A 21,503-nucleotide genomic window follows, 5' to 3' on the forward strand; every position below is an offset into this window, starting at 1 on the left:
CTTCAGCAGCTAGTCCATCCCCATCCCCATCTGGTGCCAGCCCTTCCCCGTCAGCGGCTAGTCCGTCCCCTTCGGCAGCTAGCCCATCTCCTTCAGCTGGCATGACTCCGCCGGCGGTGGGGGCCACTGTGACCGCCACTACTGGGCAGCCAGAAGGTACCACGGGTGTGCAGATCATCAAGCCGCCTGCGGCACCATCCACCTTGAAGGAAGCTCCGATGCTGGCTGAGATGGTCAAGGCAGGCAAGCTGCCACCAGTGCAGGAGAGGCTACCCAAGAACCCATATGTGGTACCTCATCCCTGGCTCAAGGAGGGTAAGTACGGTGGAACCCTAAGGCAGCTGTGTTCTAGCAGCGACGACTGGGGTACGACTCACCTGATTCAGGAGTCTATGTACGGCAACTCGCCATTGAGGTGGCACAAGGATGGGTTGGCGATCAGTGGTGGTTGGGTGGAGTCCTGGGAGGCCAACGAGGATCTATCCACCTGGACCTTCCACATCAGGGAGGGCATCAAGTGGTCTGATGGTCAGCCCTTCACCGTGGACGACATCCTCTTCTGGTGGGAGGATATGGTTCTAAATGATGAGGTTGGTGAGGGGCCGCCTGACGAGGCTAGGTCTGGCAAGGGTACATTGGCCAAGTTCAAGAAGGTGGATGACTACACCTTCCAGATGATCTTCGATTCCCCGACTCCGCTGACCGCCGATAGGTTGGCGATGTGGGTCAAGCGAGGAATTGGACCAACTTGGGCTGCCCCCAAGCACTATGCGCAGAAGTTCCACAAGAAGTACAACCCGAATGTGAAGAAGGACTGGGCCAATGATTTCAGCTATCCTGGTGGTAAGGCTGTGGACTTTGCAACCAACCCAGAGTGTCCGACCCTCACAGGTTGGAAGCTCAAGTCCTATGCCAAGAACCGTAACTCGGTATGGGAGCGCAACCCCTACTACTGGTGTGTGGACAAGTGGGGCAACCAGCTGCCTTACATCGATACGGTTATCATGACCAACATCCAGGATCCCGAGGTGCTCAAGCTCAAGACCACTCAGGGAGACTGCGACTTCTCGCATGGTGGCTTCCAGCCATTTACTTTGGCTGACGTCTCCACCTTCAAGCAGAGCGAGAGCAAGAGCAACCTGCATCTTGAACTCTGGGATTCTGGTTCTGGTACCTCCTCGATGTACTTCTTCAACCATGACTTTGCGGATGCCAAGCTGAGAGAGTTGGTGCGTAATCCCAAGTTCCTGAAGGCTCTGTCGCATGCGTTTGATAGGCAGACAGCTCAGACTCTGATCTACTTCAAGACGGGTGAGCTGACTACTGGTACCTTGAGCCCGAAGGCGATCGAGTACGTGATCAACGATCAAGGCAAGAAGGTGTATCAGTCTTGGAGGGACAGTGCCGTAGAGTACAATCCCGACAAGGCCAAGCAGCTGTTGGATGAGATAGGGCTGAAGGATACCAATGGTGATGGATTCAGGGAGTTTCCTGATGGCACGAAGTTGCTGATTACGATAGACTACCCAGCTGACCAGCCGCAGAATGGCGAGCATGTTCGCAAGAATGAGCTGTTGGCCAAGAACTGGCAGGCGGTGGGCATCAATGCCAGGATGACGCCTCAGCCACCTACCGGTTATGATGACAGGTGGCAGGCTGGCAAGATCCTGATGAAGACCGCATGGGAAGTGGGTGATGGCCCGAACCATCTAGTGTATCCACAGTGGCTTGTTCCTATGGAGTACTCTAGATGGGCACCATTGCATGGTAACTGGTACAACGTGAGGGGTACTCCCAAGGAGAACCAGCAGAAGGATGTGAATCCCTGGAAGCGCAACCCACCGAGAATAGGGCCATTTGACAAGGAGGCCGACCCCAACATCAAGAAGATCTGGCAGATGTACGACCAGACCAAGACGGAGCCGGACTTCATGAAGAGGACCCAGCTGGTTTGGGATATGATCAAGGTGCATGTTGATAATGGCCCCTACTTCTGCGGTATAGCTGCGAACACGCCAAGGATAGAGTTGTTCCACAAGGATCTGAGGAACTGGCCGACACACGATGATCTGAAGAGTTGGGGCCAAGGTGGGTTTGTGAACCCCTGGATTCACCCGACCCCCGCGGTGTATGATCCTGAGACCTGGTACTGGGAGAACCCGGATCAGCACACCCAGAGCTAATCTCTGGATGGGCGGCTGGTGATTAGCCAGCCGCCCATTACTGGCATTTCAAGGCTTGTTTTCTTTATATAAGGGGGTCCGAGAATGACGAACTTCATCATTAGGCGCCTCATATATATGGTCTTTACTCTTTGGTTTATATCCCTGATAAGTTTCTTCCTTATAGAGCTTCCTCCTGGCTCAGCTCTGGATGCCCGCATCCAGCAGCTTAGAAACATGGGAGGAGATATGTCCGTGCAACAAATACAAGCTCTTAAGGAGCAGTACGGACTTGGTGACCCATGGTACGTCCGCTACTGGAAGTGGATTTCTGGAGCTGTGCGAGGAGACTTTGGGGACTCCTTCCAACAGGGAGTGCCGGTTTCTCAGCTCATATGGAGCAGACTTGGTTACTCTGTAATGATCTCTGGCTTTGCTTTGCTCTTTGCTTGGCTTGTCTCCATTCCTCTTGGAGTTTATTCCGCTACGCATCGATATACGATTCCGGATTACATCATCACTGTGATTCAATTCATAGGTGTTTCTGTTCCCGAATTCCTGTTGGCATTACTACTAATGGTCTTTGCCGCTAGGTACTTGAATGCGGACGTGGGCGGACTGTTCTCTTCTCAGTATCAGAATGCTCCGTGGGGATGGGACAAGTTTGTGGATATGCTTAAGCATCTATGGATACCTATCATTGTGGTGTCTGCTGGTAGTACTGCTTGGAACACCAGGGTGATGAGGGCCAACCTCTTGGATGTTCTGAACCAGCAATATATACAAACTGCTCGTGCCAAGGGACTCAAGGAAAACGTGGTTATATGGAAGCATGCGGTGCGTAATGCCCTTCATCCATTAATAATGGCGTTGGGAGGTGTGTTACCGGCTTTGATCTCAGCTGAGGTTACAGCTTCTATCGTCTTAAACTTGCCGACTACCGGACCCATGTTTGTAAATGCTTTGATCAATAAGGACATGTATTTGGCAATCACTTTCTTGATGATGCTTTCTATATTGTTGGTAATAGGTAATTTGTTAGCAGATCTACTGCTGGCTTGGGTTGATCCTAGAGTGAGGCTAGAGTAGTATGTTTGAAACGGTGAAGGGGGAGTTTTATGGCTACAGCAGCTAAAGTAGCAACACCCGAGGCTAGAAAATTATCTAAGAAGAAAGATGTAGGGCAGATATCTCAATGGCGGCTTATGGCCAGGAGGTTTGCGCAGAATAAGCTATCTCTTACTGGCTTAGTAGTACTGGCTATATCATATTTAATCGCTATCTTTGCCCCGTTTATATCGCCCTACCCTTATGATCAAATAGACACAAACTTCTCTTGGGCTAGCCCTACACCTATTAAGTTCATAAATGGTAGACCTTCTATATGTCCTGTGACCCAGGAACTGGATACATCCTCATTTACGCTTGTCTATAAGCAGGATTGTAGCAAGGCGGTACCCATCAAGTTCTTTGTTCGTGGTTTTAAATACAAGCTGTTTGGAATCTTCCCGACAAACATTCACCTATTTGGTCTTGGAAATGTAAGCCAGGAAAACCAGGAAGAGGAAGTAACAGCTGGGCAAAACCAGTTAGCTAAGTTATATCTGTTTGGTGCCGATTCCCAGGGAAGAGACATGTTCTCCCGCACTGTTTATGGGTCTAGGATTTCTCTTAGCGTCGGTCTAGTAGGTGTGTTGCTATCGATAATAATTGGATCTATTCTTGGTACTGCTTCAGGCTATTTTGGCGGGGCTATAGATAATCTTATACAAAGACTTATCGAGATTATATCCTCCATGCCTACGCTACCTCTATGGGCGGCTATGGCGGCTGCTCTACCCAGAGAGATGACGGTGGTACAGAGGTTTTTCCTGATCACTATAGTGCTCTCGCTGGTTTCCTGGACGGGTCTGGCTCGCCAGGTGAGGGCCAAGGTAATGGCCTACAGGACACTGGATTACACAGCTGCAGCTAGGGTAGCAGGCGCTTCCCATATGCGGATAATTCTTACCCATCTACTTCCCAACTCAATAAGCCACATAATCGTTGTAGCTGCGTTGGCGGTGCCAGCATCCATAATTGGTGAGACGACGCTGAGCTTCCTCGGTCTTGGCATGCTGCCGCCGGCAGTCAGCTGGGGAGTATTGCTGAGGGACGCTCAGAACGTGCAGAACATCATTCAGCATCCGTGGATGCTTATTCCCGCGGCGACGGTGATCTTTGCGGTCCTTTGCTACCAGTTCCTGGCCGATGGTCTGCGAGATGCCGTTGACCCGTACAGCTAGATTTGTAGGTTGGGGGTAAGAACATGGCTGAACCTGTAACAAAAAATCAAGTGAAGACCACAGAGAGTACCTCACAAGAAGCCGACTATGTGGTGGAGGTTAGGGATCTCTACCTTAATTTCTACACTCAGGTAGGGGTCGTTCGAGCCCTGAACGGGGTGAGCTTCAGCATACCTAGGGGAAAGGTGCTGGGTATAGTAGGTGAGAGTGGTTGCGGTAAAAGCCAGACCGGACTCTCTATCCTGCAGCTAGTACCGCCTCCTGGAAAAATAGAAAAGGGGCAGATCCTGTTCAAGAGAAACCCTGATGATGACCCCATTGATATCCTCAAGCTGGGACGCAACAGTGACGAGATGCGTAATATACGGGGTGATGATATCTCCATGATATTCCAGGAGCCTATGACCTCACTCAACCCCGTATACACAATTGGCGACCAGATCATGGAGGCTATCCTTCTACACCAGACCCCTGATAAGAAAGAGGCTCGTAGAAGGGCGGTAGACATACTTCGAAGAGTGGGCATGCCTAACCCTGAGAGGATAGCGGATAGTTACCCGCACGAGCTGAGCGGTGGTATGCGCCAGCGCGCTATGATCGCGCTGGCTCTGTCCTGTACGCCCGTGCTGCTTATAGCAGACGAGCCTACAACGGCGCTTGATGTGACGACGGAGGCAGTTATCCTTGATCTGATGAGGGAACTGCAGGCCGAGATAGGTACATCTATCATGTTCGTAACGCATAACATGGGTGTGGTAGCCCAGATGTGCGACGAGGTTGCGGTGATGTACCTAGGGCGTGTGGTGGAGCGAGCCCCTGTCGATGATATCTTCTACAACCCTAAGCACCCATACACTATTGCACTGCTGAGGTCGATTCCTAGGATCGGACAGAAGAAGAGGAAGAGGCTCGAGGTGATAAAGGGCAGCGTCCCTGACCCCTACTCGACTGTAACAGGATGTCCTTTCCATCCTAGATGCCCGAGTTTCATGCCTGGGCTGTGTGATAAGATTATGCCTGCTGAAGCTCCGGTAAATGGCAACTCCAAGCACACGGTTAGATGTCATCTTTATCCAGGTAGCGTGGAGTCGGTGGCGCAACCTGCTACATCTGGTGGAACTGCTGTTACTACTTAGGGCTATTGGTGCAGAAGGATATTTTGCCTTTGTGAGGTAAGATGTATGAGCAATAATGGTAAGAACGACAATATCCTGCTTGAGGTTCGAGGCCTCAAGAAGCACTTCCCGATACATGGTGGTTTGCTACGTAGAGTAGTTGGCTATGTAAAGGCTGTTGATGGCATAGATCTATATGTTAGGGAAGGTGAGACGCTTGGCTTGGTGGGAGAAAGTGGTTGTGGTAAGAGTACCACGGGCAGAACTATAATCAGGCTGCTTGATCCCACGGAGGGGGAGATTATATTCAACGATCCAGATATGGGGCCCGTGCACGTTGAACAGCTGCAAGGTGAGCAGCTCCGACGACTTCGCCGCAACATGCAGATGATCTTCCAGGATCCGTTCTCCTCGCTCGATCCAAGAATGACTGTCGGAAGAATCATAGCGGAGCCTCTGGTTATCAACAAAGTAGCCAAGGGAAGAGCTCTGAAGGATCGGGTTGCCGAGCTGCTGACCGAGGTAGGGCTACGGCCTGAGTATGCAAGCCGTTATCCCCATGCCTTCAGCGGCGGTCAGAGGCAGCGTATAGGTATAGCAAGAGCTTTAGCTTTGAATCCTAAGCTTATAATCTGCGATGAGCCTGTCTCGGCACTCGATGTATCGGTGCAGGCTCAGGTGCTCAACCTTTTGGAGGAACTGCAGGAAAGGTACAACCTGACGTATATCTTTGTGGCCCACGATCTGAGTGTTGTGGAGCACATCTCCGATCGGGTGGCCGTGATGTATGTGGGCTATGTGGTGGAGATGGCTCCCACGGAGGAGCTGTTCAGTAACCCGAAGATGCCTTATACTGAGGCGTTGCTGGCGGCTATTCCTAAGCCCGACCCGAGAAATCGTACTCGTCCGATAAGGCTGCCGGGAGATGTTCCCAGCCCTGCCAACCCGCCTTCGGGATGCTACTTCCATCCTAGATGCCCATATGCTCAGGAGATATGCAAGAGGGAGAGGCCACCCCTGAGACTGGTGGGACCCGACCACTGGGCAGCCTGTCACTTTGCGGAGGAGCTTGAGTTAAAGGGCATTCCCAAACTTGGCGATCTACCTGTTACGGCTGCCGAGAGCATGGAAGAGGCGGGGAGAATGCAGGCGGGCAAAGCAAAACCTGCAGGTCAGTAGGTCTACTAATAACCTCAGCGCAAAAGTCATGTGTTCGACAGGAGGCGAAGATTATATGATCTTCGTCTCTGTTGGCTGTTCAAGATCTGGCTCGCTTGTGGCGGTTGCCCCTGCGACCTCTACCTCCTCTTCTATAGCTCTGGGCCACTTGCCTTCTGAGGCGCTTGGTTGCTTCTCCTCGACCGACTTCACTATTTGGTGAGGCAGTACACCGAGCGCCGTGCAGATCCTACTGAGAGTCGGCAGGTCTATCTGCACGGATTGCCCCTGCAGGATCTGGTCTGCCAATGGAGGTGGGATTTTAGCGGCCTCTGCGAGCTTTGCGGTATCCATTCCCTTCTGCTGCAGCGCTTCGTTTATGTCCATAATCAGCTTCATTTTGGCCCTCCTGACGTTGATGGTTTGTAGTATAAACCAGACTTCTACTTGGTGTTTTGTTTACTTAGCCATAAAATACTGCAAGAAGGATGCCCTAACAAAAGCGGTGTGTGAAAGGTTATCATCATGGAGGATCTGTACGTAGTCTTTACGATGGAATGTCGAGTACCTTCTTTGAAGGCCCAGTTCGACGCCCCACAGACCTGGGAGCAGAGTGCTCGGTCGATAGATGGTTTCTGTACATTGATGCTCAATAACGGCTTTGCGGTTACTCTCCTTGCTTCTCCGGAGTGCGCTGAGGAGCAATCCCCTCTGCTGGAGGAGTTCTGGGGCAAGCGCGTGGAGGTGGGGCTGTATGTAGATCCTCCTAGCATGAGAGGTTCCAAGTACAAGCGTGATCTGGGTACTTATGGGGTTGATGAGCAGCGTGAGATAATCGAAGAATCAATGCATAGGTTTGCCGATGCTCTTGGTAGACGTCCTAGATCCTTCAGGGCGGCTCAGTTCTCGGCAAGCGATGCTACTTATCAGCTACTTTATAATCTGGGTTTCACCCAAGGCTCGCTATCCAGTCCGGGTAGGAACTTACCGAGGCGCTCGGCGGTGTGGGTGAATGCGCCCAATTTCCCCCACTATGTGGATCCACACAACAGGCTGAAGGTGGGTAACCTGGAGTTTCTGGAGATACCGTTGTCTACTATGAGGGAGGGTAGAACCCTATATGCTGGTGTGGTACCGGAGCTGGTTATAGAGTCCGGGAGCTTTGATTCAGTGCACAAACCTATAATCGACGCTCTGCTTGCCAGTCTGGAGTCGGAGGGAGCTGAGTTTAAGGCTATATGTGCTACTACGTCCAACCATGTGGACTACCGGTCTGACGCCAAGACGATAAAGTCAGTAGAGACCATGATCACTTACCTGCAAAATCTGGAGGACAGATATAGAATAATACCGACCACTATGATAACTTTGCATGAAAGATATAGAGAATACTATCTGGAGAAGAGCCGCGCAGATGGCTAAGGTGAAGTATGTGGAAGTGCCGTTGCCGGCGTTCGCTTCGCTCCTGCAGCTAATAGTTAACAGGCTAAGAGGACAGATATATCTTGTGCTCGTGGCCTGGCTGGGGATTACCCTGGCGGTAGGATTGGTTACCAGCATACCTATGTACTCTGAGTGGGCAGGTTATAAGGCCCTGTTGCGGAGCCTGGAAGCTAGTAATGAGGACAGTAACACACCCCCGTTCTCGTTTATATATGGCTATCAGGGGTCTTCTGGGCCTTCCATGACATGGAACGACTACCACAAGGCAGATCAGCAGATAGGGTCTGTCCAGCAGTTGGGCATATCTCTGCCGGTACTCAGGCAGGTCAAGTATGCGGCTACTGAGAGGATGAGGGTCTTTTCCAGCGACGGTAAGGTCGAGATCACGGGGCAAAGATTTGCCTTTGTTACCGACCTTTATCCCAACATAACGCTCGTTGCTGGGAGCCTTCCGAAGCCATGGAGTGGGAGAGGGCCTGTGGATGTACTGATTACCCAGTACGCCTCCGACCAGTACACTATGCTTGTAGGAGACTTGTACTGGCTTAGCACGACCACTCCTTCTGGGCAGGTCAATATCCCTATAAGGATAGCTGGTGTGTGGCGGCCTAGCAACCCTGCAAGCGACTTCTGGTTTTACCCTCCAGAGGCCTTCAACTCCATGGTGCTGGTGCCTGAGGAGTCTTTTGAGGCTGCATTGCGGAACTACCCTATTATCAGTTATGCCACCTGGTATTTTGCCTTTGATCATGCTGGTATAAGGAGCTCGCGGTCACAACAGATCATCAACAACCTGAATGAGGCTACGGAGAGGATACGCAGGGCGCTGCCTGGGGCGGAGATAGTCAAGAGTCCGGAGCAAGCCCTGATGCAGCAGAAGCGGCAGGTAAGCATCCTGAGCATAACTCTTCTGCTGTTCAGTCTGCCGCTGGTTGCGTTGGTGTTCTACTTTATATGGCAGATGGCCGGGATGCTGCTCCAGCGGCAGCAGCAGGAGATAGCGGTGCTCCGGAGTAGGGGGATCTCTCGTCTGCAGATGGTGTTCCTTTCTATAGGAGATGCTATCTTCCTTGGGATAGCTGCGGTGATTGTGGGGGTGCCTCTGGGCTTGGTGATCGCGCAGGTCATGGCCTGGACGAAGTCTTTTCTTGACTTTGATAGGCTTCCAGACGTACCTGTGCAGATGCTGGTCGAGAGCTGGTATCACGGAGCTCTGGTAGCTGCGTGGGTGATACCAGCGTTGATGTTCCCGGCCATGGGTGCCTCCAGGTGGACTATAGTATCCTATAAGCAGGAGCGAGCGCGTGCAGAGAAGCCTCCCTTCTGGAAGAGGGCTTATCTGGACATACTGCTGCTCATTCCGGCCTTGTATGGGACGTACCTGCTGCGCTCTCAGGGGTTGATAGGCGTCCCCGGGCTCACGGAGGCTGCTAATGACCCGTTCCGTAACCCTTTGATCATACTTGCTCCATCCTTGCTGGTGTTCTCGCTTGCTCTTCTGGCTTTGAGGCTGCTGCCGGTTGTGCTGCGCATCATGGCTTGGGTTAGCAAATATACTCGGGGTGTTGCGGTGATCATAATGAACTACCTTTCCCGCAGCACCTATAGCTACACTCCGCCGATATTGATGATGCTGCTGACGATATCTCTGGCTATATTTACCGCTTCTATAGCCAAGACGATGGACTCTTACTCAAGTCTTAGTGCTCGCTACAGCACGGGAGCTGACCTGAAGCTGGTATATACCTGTGCTGGCCCTAATCAGATTGGCGGCTCCTCCCAGTTTCCTGGTCAGTCGCAGTCGGAATGTGCGCCTACGGACTACGTCTATCTACCTGTAGACGATTACCTAAAGATACGGGGAGTACAGGCTGTGACGCGAGTGGCGAAGAGCGACACTCTGGTCGACTTTCCAGGTGGGGATACCCTCCGAGCCACGTTCATGGGGGTTGACAGGATCACGCTTGCTGGTGTGATCGGCAGTGCCTGGCGTGACGACTATGCTGGGGAGTCGCTGGGAGGCTTGTTGAATCGTCTGGCCTACGACCCGTCTGCGGTAATAGTGTCTGAGGATATAGCACAGCAGGAAAGGCTGCGGGTGGGCGACAGAGTTACCCTCACAATGGATGATCTGGGGACGTCTGTAAAGGTCCCGGCCATAGTGGTGGGGACTACCAAGTACTTTCCTACTCTCTACCCGCAGGATGGTCCGTTTGTGATAGGCAATCTGGACTACTCGTTTGACCAGCAGGGCTCGCCCTATCCTTTCGAGATATGGATGAATCTGGGCCCTAACCCAGACATGAACGGCATAGTGGCAGCGGCGTACGATGCAGGTCTAGTGGTATCGAAGGAGTCGCCGCGCAGCATCATAAGCAGTGAGCAGAGTACTCCCTCTCGCCAGGGGCTGTTTGGGGTTCTATCCATAGGGTTCATAGCTGCGGGGCTAGTTACGACTGCTGGGCTGTTGATGTACACATTGGCGTCCTTCCGTCGTCGGGCTGTGGAGATCAGCATACTTAGGGCGATAGGGCTTGGCTCGGGGCGGGTGGCGACCTTGCTGACTCTAGAGCAGCTGCTGGTGGTAGGCATAGGGGCTGTCGGGGGGACGCTTCTGGGGATAGCTGCCTCGGAGCTGTTCATCCCTCTGCTGCAGATAAAGACGGGCAGGTACTCGGGCACGCCACCTTTCATAGTTGAGTTGGCCTGGGACAGAGTGATTCTGGTGGATGTTGTGGTGGTAATTCTGCTTGTCATTACGATAGCCATCACCTACATCTTCATGCGGAGGATGAAGATCTTTGAGGCGGTAAAGTTGGGAGAAACTGTATAGTGCTCGATAATGGTATAAAATCAATAAACACGACATCGTGGCAAAAATATGAGCAAGAGGTAGTAGCATGGCAGAAAGGCAGCCCCCGAGGTTTACGGGCGTAAACACCTACATAGATCCTTACGGCAGATTTCACTTTCGCCACTCATGGGAGTGGGAGCAGTTCGAGCTGGATGACAACCGCGACGGCGTGATGTTCGTGCCAGACACCAAGGATATGAACACCTGGTTCGCCGTGTGGATAACTGAGCTGAAGGACCAGCACGTAGTTGCCGAGGATGTGGATGTCCTTAGGGAGGGCCTGGAGGAGGGTCTGAAGCAGCTTGAGGATTGCAAGGTGGAGCAGTCCTCTGAGGATGTGATGGGCAACCTCATAAAGTTCGAGCGTATATTCACCTTTAAGGAAAATGGGCAGACTCGCAAGCGCAAGCAGTGGGTGCTGTATGTGGACAGGTGGATGATGGTCGTGATATTCCAGGGCTCCACGGAGGAGGAGTACAAATACTGGCTGGCTATGGCGAACTACTCGTTCGCGACCTTCAACCTACCAGAGGAGCTGTGGTTCATGACCGACAGGGATCTGGCAGGGTACTGGAAGGAGTACACCAAGAAGTAGGAAGCTAGGTATGACCATCCTGAGGGACTAACTACATAGGGGGCTGACATACTAGGTCCCCTATTATTTTGGGAATTGGTGGGTGTTGTCAGGGCTGATAGAGAGAGGCTGGCAGCACCTCTACAAATGTGCATGCTCAGGGTATAAAATTGGTGGTTTGGTGTGGTTACCAGTAATGTTTGAGAGGGTGCTATAATACCCTTTGTTTTGTGGAGGTTGCGGGTTTGAGGGATTTCTTCCGTCGTCATAGCCCAACTTTTCACCCTGCTCAGGAGAACAGGGACATCCCAGACGATCTCTGGGTGAAGTGCACCAAGTGTAAGGAGCTCCTGTATCATCGTGAGCTGGAAAACAACGAGATGGTGTGTCCTCGTTGTGGGCACCATTTTCGACTGAGGGTGCATCAGAGGATCAGGTACCTGGTGGACAATGGTTCTTTCGAGGAGCGGTTTGCATGCATCTTTCCGGACGATCCTCTGGACTTTGAGGCCAACGGCGATTCCTACCTGGGAAAGGTTCTCGAGAAGCAGAGGGAGACGGGAATCGCGGACGCCATGGTGGTGGGCACTGCCAAGATTGAGGGTCACCCATTAGTGCTGGCGGTAAGCGACTTCAGCTTCATGGGCGCGAGCATGGGCTCGGTGTACGGGGAGAAGCTGGTCAGGGCGGTGGACCTGGCTTTGCAGATGCGCCTTCCAGTACTCACGGTATCTTCCTCGGGGGGCGCCCGCATGCAGGAGGGAATCTTCTCGCTGATGCAGATGGCCAAGACGGTGACGGCGTTTGCGGAGCTGGGGAGGCAAGGGCTGCCGCACATATCTCTCCTGACGGACCCCTGCTTTGGGGGTGTGACGGCCAGCTATGCGATGACTGCGGACGTGATACTGGCTGAGCCCAAGGCGCTCATAGGCTTTGCAGGCCCCAGGGTTATAGAGCAGATAACCCGGCAGAAGCTGCCGCCGGGGTTCCAGACGGCCGAGTTCTGCCTGGAGCATGGGATGATCGATATGGTGGTCCCGCGGAGGGATCTGCGACCGGTTATAGGTAATCTATTGACCATATTTGATCGGGAGGGGAACTAGTTGGCCGAGAACTCCAAGACAGCCTGGGATAGAGTACAGACGGCGCGCAGGGCCGATAGGCCCAAGACGCTCGACTACATCAATGCCCTTATAGATCCTTGGTTTGAGCTGCATGGGGACAGGACCTACGCCGATGATGCTGCCATGGTGGGGGGTATAGGCAGGTTCCGTGGCCATACCGTGGTGGTACTTGGCCACCAGAGGGGCAGCGACACGAAGGAGAACCTGAGGCGGAACTTCGGCATGCCTCGTCCTGAGGGGTATCGGAAGGCGAAGCGGATCATGGAGCTGGCTGCTAAGTTCTCGTATCCCTTGATCTGCTTTATAGATACACCGGCTGCGGATCCTGGGATGCAGTCCGAGGAGAGGGGGCAGGCGCAGGCGATCGCTGACTGTCTGTACACCATGGCCAACCTTCCTGTGCCGGTGGTTGCGACGGTTATAGGCGAGGGCGGCAGTGGAGGGGCTCTGGCCATAAGCGTGGCGGATCGTCTGTACATGATGGAGAATGCTATCTACTCTGTGGCTTCGCCTGAGGCCAGTGCGACTATCCTGTGGCATGATGCCAGCAAGGCGCCGCTTGCCGCGGAGGCCATGAAGATCACGGCTCAGCATTTGTTGGAGTTCGGGATCATCGATGGGGTAGTGCCTGAGCCCGACGAGGGGGCACACGCTGAGCCAGCAGCGGCCATAGCGACGCTGGGGGATTACATTGCCAGCGCGTTGAGAGAGCTGGATGCGAAGTACCGGAACGGCCGGGCGTATAAGTCCTCTGCCTTGATAGCCGACAGGATGGAGAAGTACAGGCGCATAGGCAAGTGGCAGGAGGAGTCTCGGACGGCCATGAGTGAGATTCAGCCTTCTTCATAGCTTACTGCAAGCCTTATTGCAAGCTTCTCTCGTGGCACTAGGCAGCAAGGGGAGCGCAGATCGCGGCTCCCCTTGCTAGGTGCTGGGCTATCAGGCGTTGAGGTTTTGGATCAGCTCGATGAACTGTGGGTACAGGGTCTTGGTCTTGCCGGCGATCTGGGCCAGGGGCACGGTGGTGAGGTCCAGGCCGTGCAGCACGACCATTTGGCCGAAGCTGTTGTTATGTGCCAGCTCGACGGCCTTCTCGCCATAGCGGGTGCCCAGTATGCGGTCGAATGCGGTGGGTGAGCCACCCCGATGCAGGTGCCCTATCTGGATGGATCTGGTCTCCCAGCCTAGTCTGCTCTCGATCTCCTGTGCCAGGCGCTCGCCCACGGCCTTCTCAGCGAGTATCACGTGCCCGAAGGCGTCGGTCTTGGCGTTCTCAGGTACTTGAGCCTCGCCGAAGCTGATGCCCTCAGCTGCCACGACTATTGCGTAGCTGCGCCCTCTGCTGCGTACCTTCTCCAAGCGTTGAGCGACGTCATCGAGGTCGACCTCTATCTCGGGGACGAGGATCACGTCGGCCCCTCCGGCGAGGCCACCAAAGCCGGCGACCCAGCCAGCGTCTCGACCCATGGCCTCCACGACCATTACTCTGTGGTGGGACCTGGAGGTGGTTCTGAGCCTGTCTATGGACTCCATGAGGCGGTTTACTGCGGTGTCGAACCCGATGCAGTAGTCGGTCTCGGGGACGTCGTTATCCATGGTCTTGGGCACGCCGACCACTGGGAAGCCTCTGCGGTCCAGCTCGGCGGCGACGCTCAGGGTGTCATCACCGCCTATGGCTATCAGGACGTCCAGGCCGTTCTCGCGGAAGTGGTTCTCGACGGCCTTCATGGTATCTTCCGACTTCATGGGGTTGGTGCGGGATGTGCCCAGGTTGGTGCCCCCGACCTCATGGATATCCTGTACCCATTCTCTATCCAGCGGGATCGTTAGGTTATCCTGTACGCCTTTCCAACCATCTAGGAAGCCGACGACTTCGTCGCCACGGGAGAGTGCGCTCAGGACCACTGCGCGGATAGCGGCGTTGAGCCCTGGTGCGTCCCCTCCTCCTGTCAGAACACCAACTTTCATGCTCTTCTTCTCCTGGAAAGTGAATATAGGCTGTCTGAGGGTTTATAGTATAAGCATGATAACCGGATGTGTTGGCTGCCCGTGGGGGCAGGACCGGTGCCGAAGGTGGGATTCGAACCCACACGGGGTTTCCCCCACTCGCTTTTGAGGCGAGCGTGTCTGCCGTTCCACCACTTCGGCTCTTCAATATGGCAGTATAAGTAAGAAATATATCTTCAGTCAAGCGGTGAGCAGTGGAAATACCAAGCGACGATGAACTAGTTATAAGGGCGCAGGAGGGAGACCTGGATGCCTTCAACAAGCTTGTGGAGCGGTATCAGGTCCAGCTGTACAACCTGGCCGTCAGGTATATTGGGGATCCCTTCCTTGCAGAGGATGTGACCCAGGAGGCGTTTGTGGCGGCATGGAGGGCCATACGGAGCTTTCGTGGTGGGTCTTTCAGGTCGTGGCTCTTTAGGATATTGATCAACGAGGCTCACGATCTTAGGCGGAGGCATGTCAAGCGTACGCCAGGGTCGCTGGACCAGATCCTGGAAGAGTCTGGGGAGTTCCCGCAGATGGGGGATCCTCACATGGGTCCAGAGGACAGCGCTGTGTCTGCAGCCACCATGAGAGCGATCGAGAAGTACATCCAGAAGCTGCCCGAGGAGTACAAGCTTGTGCTGCTGCTGGTGGATGTGCAGGGGCTATCCTACGACGAGGCGGCCACGGCGCTGCGGCTGCCGCTTGGGACTGTGAAGTCGAGGCTGTTTCGGGGAAGATGCATGCTGCGTGAGTTCTTGAAAGATTCGGGGGAACTGTAAAAGAATTGTTAACGTCTAATATCCAGAAGCTACAAGGAAGGTGGTGAGGGGTTTTTGGAGAAGATGGAGCCTACAAGTCATCCTGAACCAGAGAAGCTGGCGGCCCTGATAGATGGTGCCCTGCCGGATACCGAGAGGATATTGGTCAGGCGTCATGTGGAAGCCTGCCAGACCTGCAGGCACGCGCTGGAGGAGATGGAGAGGGTGGTCGCCCTGTTGCGTGCCCTGCCGCAGTACGCTCCCAGGAGGTCTTTCCTGCTGGATGAGAGCCACGCGAAACAACGTCCTGTAGGCTCCTTTGCGTCGGTATACGCATCTCTTGCCGCCTCGGTGATTCTTGCACTGGGGATGGCGCTGTCGCTCCTCATCGGTGGGTACGGGCCAGATCAGCCGGAAATAGTGCTGACCCCTGAGGATTCCAGGGTCTCGCAGGAATCCGTTCAGGGGATGGCTCCGACCATGACGGTGAGCGCTGGCATGCTGATGCCTGCTGGAGTGGGAGCTGGTGCTGCCCCCACGGTGACGATGAGCCTGGAGACTCCTTCCTCCGCGTTTGCGCCCAGCGACAGGTCTGTGGGCTCTACCGGCAGCTCACAGGGTGCACAGGGCGCGGGCAATGACTCTCGACCCTCTCCTGTAGCTTCGGGGGGGCAGGAGCAGGTTGGGACCTCCAGCTCGAGTTCCAGCGACTATACTGGCACCCTGGCGCGGACTCTTGGAGCTCTGTCGCTGGGATCCTTGTTGCTGTCCATCCTGCTTTTCATGCGTACAAGGCTCTACTTGAGGTGATCCCTTAGGGTATACTCGATCTGTGAACGACGGTAGTATCTCTGCCAGTGTGAGAGCTCTCAGGGGACGATTGCTTCTGGGGTTTGGGCTTGGCCTGCTGGTAGTGCTCGTCCTGGTGATGCTGACGGACCTGCGGAAGCTGGCGAGCGCCCTGGAGACCTTCAGGTGGGAGCTTGTGCCTTTGATCCTGGGGCTGACGCTCTTCAACTACGTGCTGCGCTTCCTCAAGTGGCACTACTACCTGGGTCTGATCGGCGTCAGGGGCATCAGGGTCTCTCAGAGCATAGCGATCTTCCTATCGGGGCTAACGATGGCCATTACGCCTGGCAAGGTGGGGGAGCTGCTAAAGAGCGTGCTGCTGAGGAGGGTGAGCGGCACGCCTATCAGCGTCTCTGCGCCGGTGGTGATGGCCGAGAGGCTCACGGATGGGATAGCCCTGATAGTTCTCAGTCTAGGCGGTCTCTACCTCTTCCACGTTGGTGGTGCGATGCTGGGGCTCATAGCTCTTGGGGCGGTGCTGCTGGTGCTCCTGTTCCTGACGGAGGGTGGTAGGGCGCTGACCATGGCTCTGGCGGGGGTGGTGCCTTTCGTGAGGGAGCGGACCCACCATGTGGTAGCGCTGTACGAGAGCTCCAGGAGGCTGCTTGCGCCGAAGCCTCTGCTGCTTGCGATCGCCATCGGGATAATCTCCTGGTCAGGGGAATGTCTAGCGTTCTTCCTGGTGCTGGCGGGGCTGGGGGAGGAGGCTTCCTGGCGACTGCTGGTGACTGCGGCGTTCGTGCTGGGGGCCTCGACGCTGCTTGGCTCGGCCTCGCTGATGCCCGGGGGGCTTGGTGTGGCAGATGCCTCGGTGGCGGGGCTGCTGCTGCTCGTCATGCCCGGGGCTGTTACGGTACCGGAGGCTGTGGCCGCTACCCTACTGATCAGGTTCTGCACGCTGTGGTTCGGGGCCCTGGTGGGGGTGATGACGCTGCTGGCTACCAGGAGGATGTTCGAGGGGGATACTTCGGAGGTGGGGGATTCTCTTGAAAATTCTCGAACGATTTCTGATATACTGAGTTGATTAGAGGAAGATTATACATAAAGTAGGAGGCAGAATGACTTTGGAGGCAACCGACAAGGCGTCGGTAATAGAGCAGTTCAAGAGGCACGACAACGACACCGGCTCCACGGAGGTACAGGTGGCTCTGTTGACCCAGAGGATACAGCACCTGACGGATCACCTTCGGGAGCACAAGCACGACAACCACTCGCGTCGGGGCCTGCTCAAGCTGGTGGGGCAGAGGAGGCGCCTTCTGAGATACCTCTACAGGCACGACCTGGAGAAGTATCGCGAAGTGGTGAGAGCTCTAGGTCTACGAGAGACAATTGGCATCAGGAGATAACCCTGTGCCGCTTATATCGCAACAACGAAGCCCAGGGCAAGCGGCCCTGGGCTTTTCATAGAGGTGTGGAACGCAAAGATGATTAGCAAGTTTGAGACTATTTGGGCAGGACGGAAACTATCTATAGAAACAGGCAGGATAGCTGGGCAGGCACACGGAGCTGTGCTGGTCCAGTACGGAGACACCGTGGTCCTTACCACGGCGGTGAGGGCGGATGCACCCTCCAACATGGACTTCTTCCCACTGACGGTACAATACGAGGAGCGGATGTACGCGGCGGGCAAGATCCCTGGGGGCTTCATCCGACGTGAGGGCAGGCCCTCGGAGAACGCGACGCTGGCTGCGAGGCTGACCGACCGCCCTCTGCGCCCTCTCTTCCCGAAGGGCTACAAGTACGAGGTGCAGATCATCACCACGGTACTCAGCACCGACCAGCAGAACGAACCCGACCTCCTCTCGATAATCGGGGGCAGCGCGGCCCTGAGCATCTCGGACATCCCATTCCTGGGGCCTGTGGGTGCGGCGAGAGTGGGGTACATAGACGGGGAGTACATACTCAATCCCACTGCCGAGCAGCGGGAGGAAAGCTTGTTGGACCTGACTGTGGCAGGCACGAAGGACGCCGTGATCATGGTGGAGGGCTCGGCGCATGAGCTGCCGGAGTCGGTCATGCTGGGTGCGGTGGAGTTCGGGCACAGGATGCTGCAGGACACCATCACGCTGCAGGAGCAGCTGGTGGCGGTGGCGGGCAAGCCCAAGCACCACTTCGACGTCCCCGAGGTGGATGAGGAGTTCACTGCTCGGGTGCGCGAGTGGCTGGGCGACAAGCTCAAGGAGGCGGTGAACAACCCTGATAAAGTCCTGCGCGAGGAGGCTATAGCTGAGGTCAAGGCCAACCTGATCGCCGCGATGATCAGCGACGACGTGGCGGACCCGGCCGACCTGACGGGTGCGGTGGCCCGCGAGTTCGAGGCGCTCCTCAAAGAGGAGGTGCGCAACAGGATACTCAACGAGGGTGTCCGCCCGGACGGGAGGGGCCCGAAGGAGATCCGCCCAGTCTCGGCGGAGGTGGGGCTCCTGCCGCGGACGCATGGGTCGGCCCTCTTCACTCGTGGCCAGACCCAGATCATAAGCGTGGTGACGCTAGGCACCAGGCGAGAGGAGCAGATCCTGGACGACCTGGGCATGGAGGAGTCCAAGCGCTTCATGCACCACTACAACTTCCCGCCGTACAGCACAGGCGAGATAAGGCCGCTACGGGGTCCCAGCAGGCGCGATATAGGGCATGGCGCCCTGGTCGAGAGGTCCCTGCTGCCCGTGATGCCCTCTGAGGAGGAGTTCCCCTACACGGTGCGTGTGGTCTCCGAGGTGGTCAGCTCCAATGGCTCCAGCTCGATGGGTAGCGTGTGTGGCTCGACGCTTGCGCTGATGGACGCTGGTGTGCCGATCAAGGCGCCGGTCTCCGGCGTGGCGATGGGCCTGATCACGGGCCCGGACGGTAGGTACGTGATCCTGACGGACATCCAGGGCATCGAGGACGCGCTGGGAGATATGGACTTCAAGGTGGCGGGCACCGAGAGGGGCGTCACCGGCCTGCAGATGGATATCAAGACCACCGGCATAACCTTCGACATCATGAGGGAGGCCTTCGAGCAGGCGCGAGAGGGCAGGATGTACATCCTGGGTAAGATGCTGGAGGCGATCCCTGAAGTTCGCAGCACCCTCTCCGGGTACGCGCCACGGATACTCACGATGAAGATCAATCCCGAGAAGATCGGCGCGGTGATAGGCCCCGGCGGCAAGACGATCAGGGCCATAACTGAGGCGACCGGTGCCCAGATAGACATCGAGGACGATGGCACGATCCTGATCTACTCGACCAACGCCGAGGGCGCCGAGGAGGCCAGGCGCCGGATAGAGGTGCTCACCCGCGACATAGAGGTGGGCCAGGTCTACACTGGCAAGGTGGTAGGGATCATGCCCTACGGGGCGTTCGTGGAGCTGGCACCCGGCAAGGATGGCCTGGTGCACATCAGCGAGCTCTCCGACTCCCGTGTGAACAAGGTGGAGGATGTGGTCAAGCTGGGCGATGAGATCACCGTGATGGTCACGGACATAGACCGCAACGGCAAGATAAGCCTGTCTAGACGGGCCGTGTTGACTGGCGAGACTCCTGCTTCTAGGCAATCCGGCAAGCTTGCGGTGGCCTCCGGCTCCCAAGGATCCAAGCCCTCCAAGGGTGTACGACCCTCCGGAAGGCCCAGGTCCTCAGAAAGGTAACACCAGGGGCACGGTAAACACCGCCGTGCCCTATGTAGCCACCTTATCAGTTATCCTCTCCCATTGGGCGAGCACCTGTCGCCTGGTATCCTCTGGGCTGCCCGAGTTGTCGATGACGACGTCAGCCCTGCGGACCTTCTCCTCCTGAGGGGGTTGGGCGTTGATCCTCCTGAACGCCTCCTCCCTGGTGAGGCCGTTCCTGGCACGCAGCCTTGCCAGCTGCTGCTCCGGGCTGCAGGTGACGACCCATACCTCATCACATAGCGACGCGAGGCCGCTCTCCAAAAGCTTTATGGCGTCGATGACCACGACCCCGTTGGATGCGGCTACTTCCTCATGTATCCTTTCGACAACATAGGGATGGACGATCTCCTCCAACTTACTTAAGGCTGCTGGGCTTGAGAACACGATTTTGCCTAAAGCCCTTCGATCGATGCTCAGGTCAGGCCTAAGGACATCTGGCCCAAACTCCTCCACTACCTGCTTGTAGGTCTCCGTGCCTGGGGCTAATGCCTCGTGAGCGATGAGGTCGGCGTCTAGGACCCGGGCACCTAGCTCGGTGAGCATCCTGCTGACGGTGGACTTGCCACAGGCTATGTTGCCGGTGAGGCCGATTACGAACCTTTTTCTGTGCTGATCTTCCACAGCTTGTGCTCCTTCTAGCCTATGATTTCCTATATTAGAGCATCTTGTGAGCTCACATAACTCCATGCTAGCAGCGGGTGGTCTATACAAGGTGGAGCTTATGGCGTGGCTTGCCAGCAGGGCCACCACTCAAGACTATATTCCCCACAGGGAAGTTTTTCCCGATTTCCCGGTCTGTTAAGAATCGGGAAATCGGGAAAAAGTAGGGGAGCGTGGTCTCTAGCTGCCACAGAAGGGTAATCCCCTAGCTTGGAGCTCCTTAGTTCTAGGCCAGGGTGGGACAAGCAGGGAGCTGGCCCTTGAGGTGTACCTTCCCGGTCTTGGATGCCCCATACAAAGACAAGTCGATGGCGTGGCTTGTCGGCACAGCTACCACCAAGGCTATACCCTCGTCAGGGAGTTTTTCCCGATTTCCCGGTCTCTTAAGAATCGGGAAATCGGGAATTTCACATAAGCGCTGTCCTCACAGGTACACCTGGGGAGAGTGGTGGCTGCCGGCTCACGAGGTCGCACCTGACTCCCTGGTGCCACTGCAGGCTTGAGGGGGTTATCGGAGGGTGATGTAGGCAGGGAGAGGATGCGGGGAGTGGACATGGGGACTGACCTCATTGCGACAGATGCTCCCCGGTCAGGAGTGCGTTTGCCATGAGCTGAGCGGAGGCTCTGGCTGTGGGCAGGAGCGGGGTAATGGTCCATGAGATGTGCTCCCTGTGGAGTCTTGCTGTGAGCGCGCAAGGTACACTCTAAGGGGAAGTGACGGAGCTGGAGTTTTTCCCGATTTCCCGGTCTCTTAAGAATCGGGAAATCGGGAAAAAGGTCTTGGAGGTAAGCTCTAAGGTAGGGGTTGTTTCTCCCTGTGGGCAGCCTTTGGCTCCTGCAAGACTGCCACTTCCTCTGTGGCACAAGAGGTAGGCGGCT

At 55.6% G+C, this 21,503-nt stretch carries 18 protein-coding genes and 1 tRNA gene; 15 read left to right on the forward strand and 4 right to left on the reverse strand.

Annotation, left to right across the window (positions count from 1 at the left end):
• Positions 1-203: 203 nt before the first annotated feature.
• The 5 genes from N2245_RS13420 to N2245_RS13440 all read left to right on the forward strand — a co-directional run bounded on the left by N2245_RS13420 (position 204) and on the right by N2245_RS13440 (position 6,741).
• On the forward strand, positions 204-2,183 hold the full coding sequence (locus N2245_RS13420) for an ABC transporter substrate-binding protein (protein ID WP_494537238.1): 1,980 nt from the start codon (positions 204-206) through the stop codon (positions 2,181-2,183).
• 84 nt (positions 2,184-2,267) lie between these two features.
• Positions 2,268-3,251: an ABC transporter permease gene (locus tag N2245_RS13425; protein ID WP_494537224.1), complete on the forward strand. Its 984-nt coding sequence runs from the start codon at positions 2,268-2,270 to the stop codon at positions 3,249-3,251.
• 29 nt (positions 3,252-3,280) lie between these two features.
• Positions 3,281-4,447 (forward strand): ABC transporter permease, encoded by a 1,167-nt coding sequence (locus N2245_RS13430; RefSeq protein ID WP_494537225.1) that lies wholly within the window; start codon positions 3,281-3,283, stop codon positions 4,445-4,447.
• 23 nt (positions 4,448-4,470) lie between these two features.
• Positions 4,471-5,583: an ABC transporter ATP-binding protein gene (locus tag N2245_RS13435; RefSeq protein WP_494537226.1), complete on the forward strand. Its 1,113-nt coding sequence runs from the start codon at positions 4,471-4,473 to the stop codon at positions 5,581-5,583.
• A 45-nt stretch (positions 5,584-5,628) separates the two neighbouring features.
• Positions 5,629-6,741 (forward strand): ABC transporter ATP-binding protein, encoded by a 1,113-nt coding sequence (locus N2245_RS13440; protein ID WP_494537227.1) that lies wholly within the window; start codon positions 5,629-5,631, stop codon positions 6,739-6,741.
• A gap of 51 nt (positions 6,742-6,792) precedes the next feature.
• Here the strand turns inward: N2245_RS13440 and N2245_RS13445 are convergent, their stop codons facing one another.
• Positions 6,793-7,119: a helix-turn-helix domain-containing protein gene (locus N2245_RS13445; protein WP_494537228.1), complete on the reverse strand. Its 327-nt coding sequence runs from the start codon at positions 7,117-7,119 to the stop codon at positions 6,793-6,795.
• A 126-nt stretch (positions 7,120-7,245) separates the two neighbouring features.
• On the opposite strand from N2245_RS13445, the gene N2245_RS13450 reads away from it, so the two are divergent.
• From N2245_RS13450 to N2245_RS13470, 5 genes are all read left to right on the forward strand, one after another.
• Positions 7,246-8,142, forward strand: coding sequence for a polysaccharide deacetylase family protein (locus N2245_RS13450; RefSeq protein ID WP_494537229.1), 897 nt, complete (start codon positions 7,246-7,248; stop codon positions 8,140-8,142).
• Positions 8,093-10,996 (forward strand): ABC transporter permease, encoded by a 2,904-nt coding sequence (locus tag N2245_RS13455; protein ID WP_494537230.1) that lies wholly within the window; start codon positions 8,093-8,095, stop codon positions 10,994-10,996. Before N2245_RS13450 ends, N2245_RS13455 begins: the two co-directional genes overlap by 50 nt.
• Before the next feature lie 67 nt (positions 10,997-11,063).
• Positions 11,064-11,612, forward strand: a complete 549-nt coding sequence (locus N2245_RS13460; RefSeq protein ID WP_494537231.1) for a hypothetical protein — start codon at positions 11,064-11,066, stop codon at positions 11,610-11,612.
• Positions 11,613-11,836: 224 nt separating this feature from the next.
• On the forward strand, positions 11,837-12,694 hold the full coding sequence (gene accD / locus N2245_RS13465) for an acetyl-CoA carboxylase, carboxyltransferase subunit beta (RefSeq protein ID WP_494537232.1): 858 nt from the start codon (positions 11,837-11,839) through the stop codon (positions 12,692-12,694).
• Positions 12,695-13,564 carry an acetyl-CoA carboxylase carboxyltransferase subunit alpha gene (locus N2245_RS13470; RefSeq protein WP_494537233.1) on the forward strand — a complete coding sequence of 290 codons (870 nt, stop codon included), beginning with the start codon at positions 12,695-12,697 and terminating at the stop codon, positions 13,562-13,564.
• Between the two features lie 90 nt (positions 13,565-13,654).
• Here N2245_RS13470 and N2245_RS13475 read toward each other — a convergent pair whose 3' ends face one another.
• Positions 13,655-14,683, reverse strand: coding sequence for a 6-phosphofructokinase (locus N2245_RS13475; protein WP_012875732.1), 1,029 nt, complete (start codon positions 14,681-14,683; stop codon positions 13,655-13,657).
• Between the two features lie 97 nt (positions 14,684-14,780).
• Positions 14,781-14,863: transfer RNA gene (locus tag N2245_RS13480), tRNA-Leu, on the reverse strand.
• A 53-nt stretch (positions 14,864-14,916) separates the two neighbouring features.
• Between N2245_RS13480 and N2245_RS13485 the strand changes: the two genes are divergently transcribed.
• The 5 genes from N2245_RS13485 (at position 14,917) to pnp (ending at position 19,940) form a co-directional block, all read left to right on the forward strand.
• A complete protein-coding gene (locus tag N2245_RS13485) occupies positions 14,917-15,486 on the forward strand; it encodes an RNA polymerase sigma factor (RefSeq protein WP_494537234.1) in 570 nt (189 codons plus the stop codon).
• A 63-nt stretch (positions 15,487-15,549) separates the two neighbouring features.
• Entirely contained in the window at positions 15,550-16,275 is a 726-nt protein-coding gene (locus N2245_RS13490) for an anti-sigma factor family protein (protein WP_494537239.1), read from the forward strand.
• A gap of 22 nt (positions 16,276-16,297) precedes the next feature.
• Positions 16,298-17,338 (forward strand): lysylphosphatidylglycerol synthase transmembrane domain-containing protein, encoded by a 1,041-nt coding sequence (locus N2245_RS13495; RefSeq protein ID WP_494537235.1) that lies wholly within the window; start codon positions 16,298-16,300, stop codon positions 17,336-17,338.
• Positions 17,339-17,372: 34 nt separating this feature from the next.
• The gene (gene rpsO, locus N2245_RS13500) at positions 17,373-17,660 is read left to right on the forward strand and encodes a 30S ribosomal protein S15 (RefSeq protein ID WP_012875728.1); all 288 of its coding nucleotides are present in this window, start codon (positions 17,373-17,375) and stop codon (positions 17,658-17,660) included.
• 78 nt (positions 17,661-17,738) lie between these two features.
• Positions 17,739-19,940, forward strand: a complete 2,202-nt coding sequence (pnp, locus tag N2245_RS13505) for a polyribonucleotide nucleotidyltransferase (protein ID WP_494537236.1) — start codon at positions 17,739-17,741, stop codon at positions 19,938-19,940.
• A 30-nt stretch (positions 19,941-19,970) separates the two neighbouring features.
• Here pnp and coaE read toward each other — a convergent pair whose 3' ends face one another.
• The gene (gene coaE / locus N2245_RS13510) at positions 19,971-20,585 is read right to left on the reverse strand and encodes a dephospho-CoA kinase (protein ID WP_494537237.1); all 615 of its coding nucleotides are present in this window, start codon (positions 20,583-20,585) and stop codon (positions 19,971-19,973) included.
• Positions 20,586-21,503 lie beyond the last annotated feature (918 nt).

It is taken from the genome of Thermobaculum sp. T2p (assembly GCF_059335935.1).

What these genes read in the sequence shown, in the direction of transcription:
- N2245_RS13425 (WP_494537224.1), top strand. Translation starts at nt 2,268, where the DNA reads ATGACGAACTTCATCATTAGGCGCCTCATATATATGGTCTTTACTCTT.
- N2245_RS13430 (WP_494537225.1), top strand. Translation starts at nt 3,281, where the DNA reads ATGGCTACAGCAGCTAAAGTAGCAACACCCGAGGCTAGAAAATTATCT.
- N2245_RS13435 (WP_494537226.1), top strand. Translation starts at nt 4,471, where the DNA reads ATGGCTGAACCTGTAACAAAAAATCAAGTGAAGACCACAGAGAGTACC.
- N2245_RS13440 (WP_494537227.1), top strand. Translation starts at nt 5,629, where the DNA reads ATGAGCAATAATGGTAAGAACGACAATATCCTGCTTGAGGTTCGAGGC.
- N2245_RS13445 (WP_494537228.1), bottom strand. Translation starts at nt 7,119, where the DNA reads ATGAAGCTGATTATGGACATAAACGAAGCGCTGCAGCAGAAGGGAATG.
- N2245_RS13450 (WP_494537229.1), top strand. Translation starts at nt 7,246, where the DNA reads ATGGAGGATCTGTACGTAGTCTTTACGATGGAATGTCGAGTACCTTCT.
- N2245_RS13455 (WP_494537230.1), top strand. Translation starts at nt 8,093, where the DNA reads ATGAAAGATATAGAGAATACTATCTGGAGAAGAGCCGCGCAGATGGCT.
- N2245_RS13460 (WP_494537231.1), top strand. Translation starts at nt 11,064, where the DNA reads ATGGCAGAAAGGCAGCCCCCGAGGTTTACGGGCGTAAACACCTACATA.
- N2245_RS13475 (WP_012875732.1), bottom strand. Translation starts at nt 14,683, where the DNA reads ATGAAAGTTGGTGTTCTGACAGGAGGAGGGGACGCACCAGGGCTCAAC.
- N2245_RS13490 (WP_494537239.1), top strand. Translation starts at nt 15,550, where the DNA reads ATGGAGCCTACAAGTCATCCTGAACCAGAGAAGCTGGCGGCCCTGATA.
- rpsO (WP_012875728.1), top strand. Translation starts at nt 17,373, where the DNA reads ATGACTTTGGAGGCAACCGACAAGGCGTCGGTAATAGAGCAGTTCAAG.
- pnp (WP_494537236.1), top strand. Translation starts at nt 17,739, where the DNA reads ATGATTAGCAAGTTTGAGACTATTTGGGCAGGACGGAAACTATCTATA.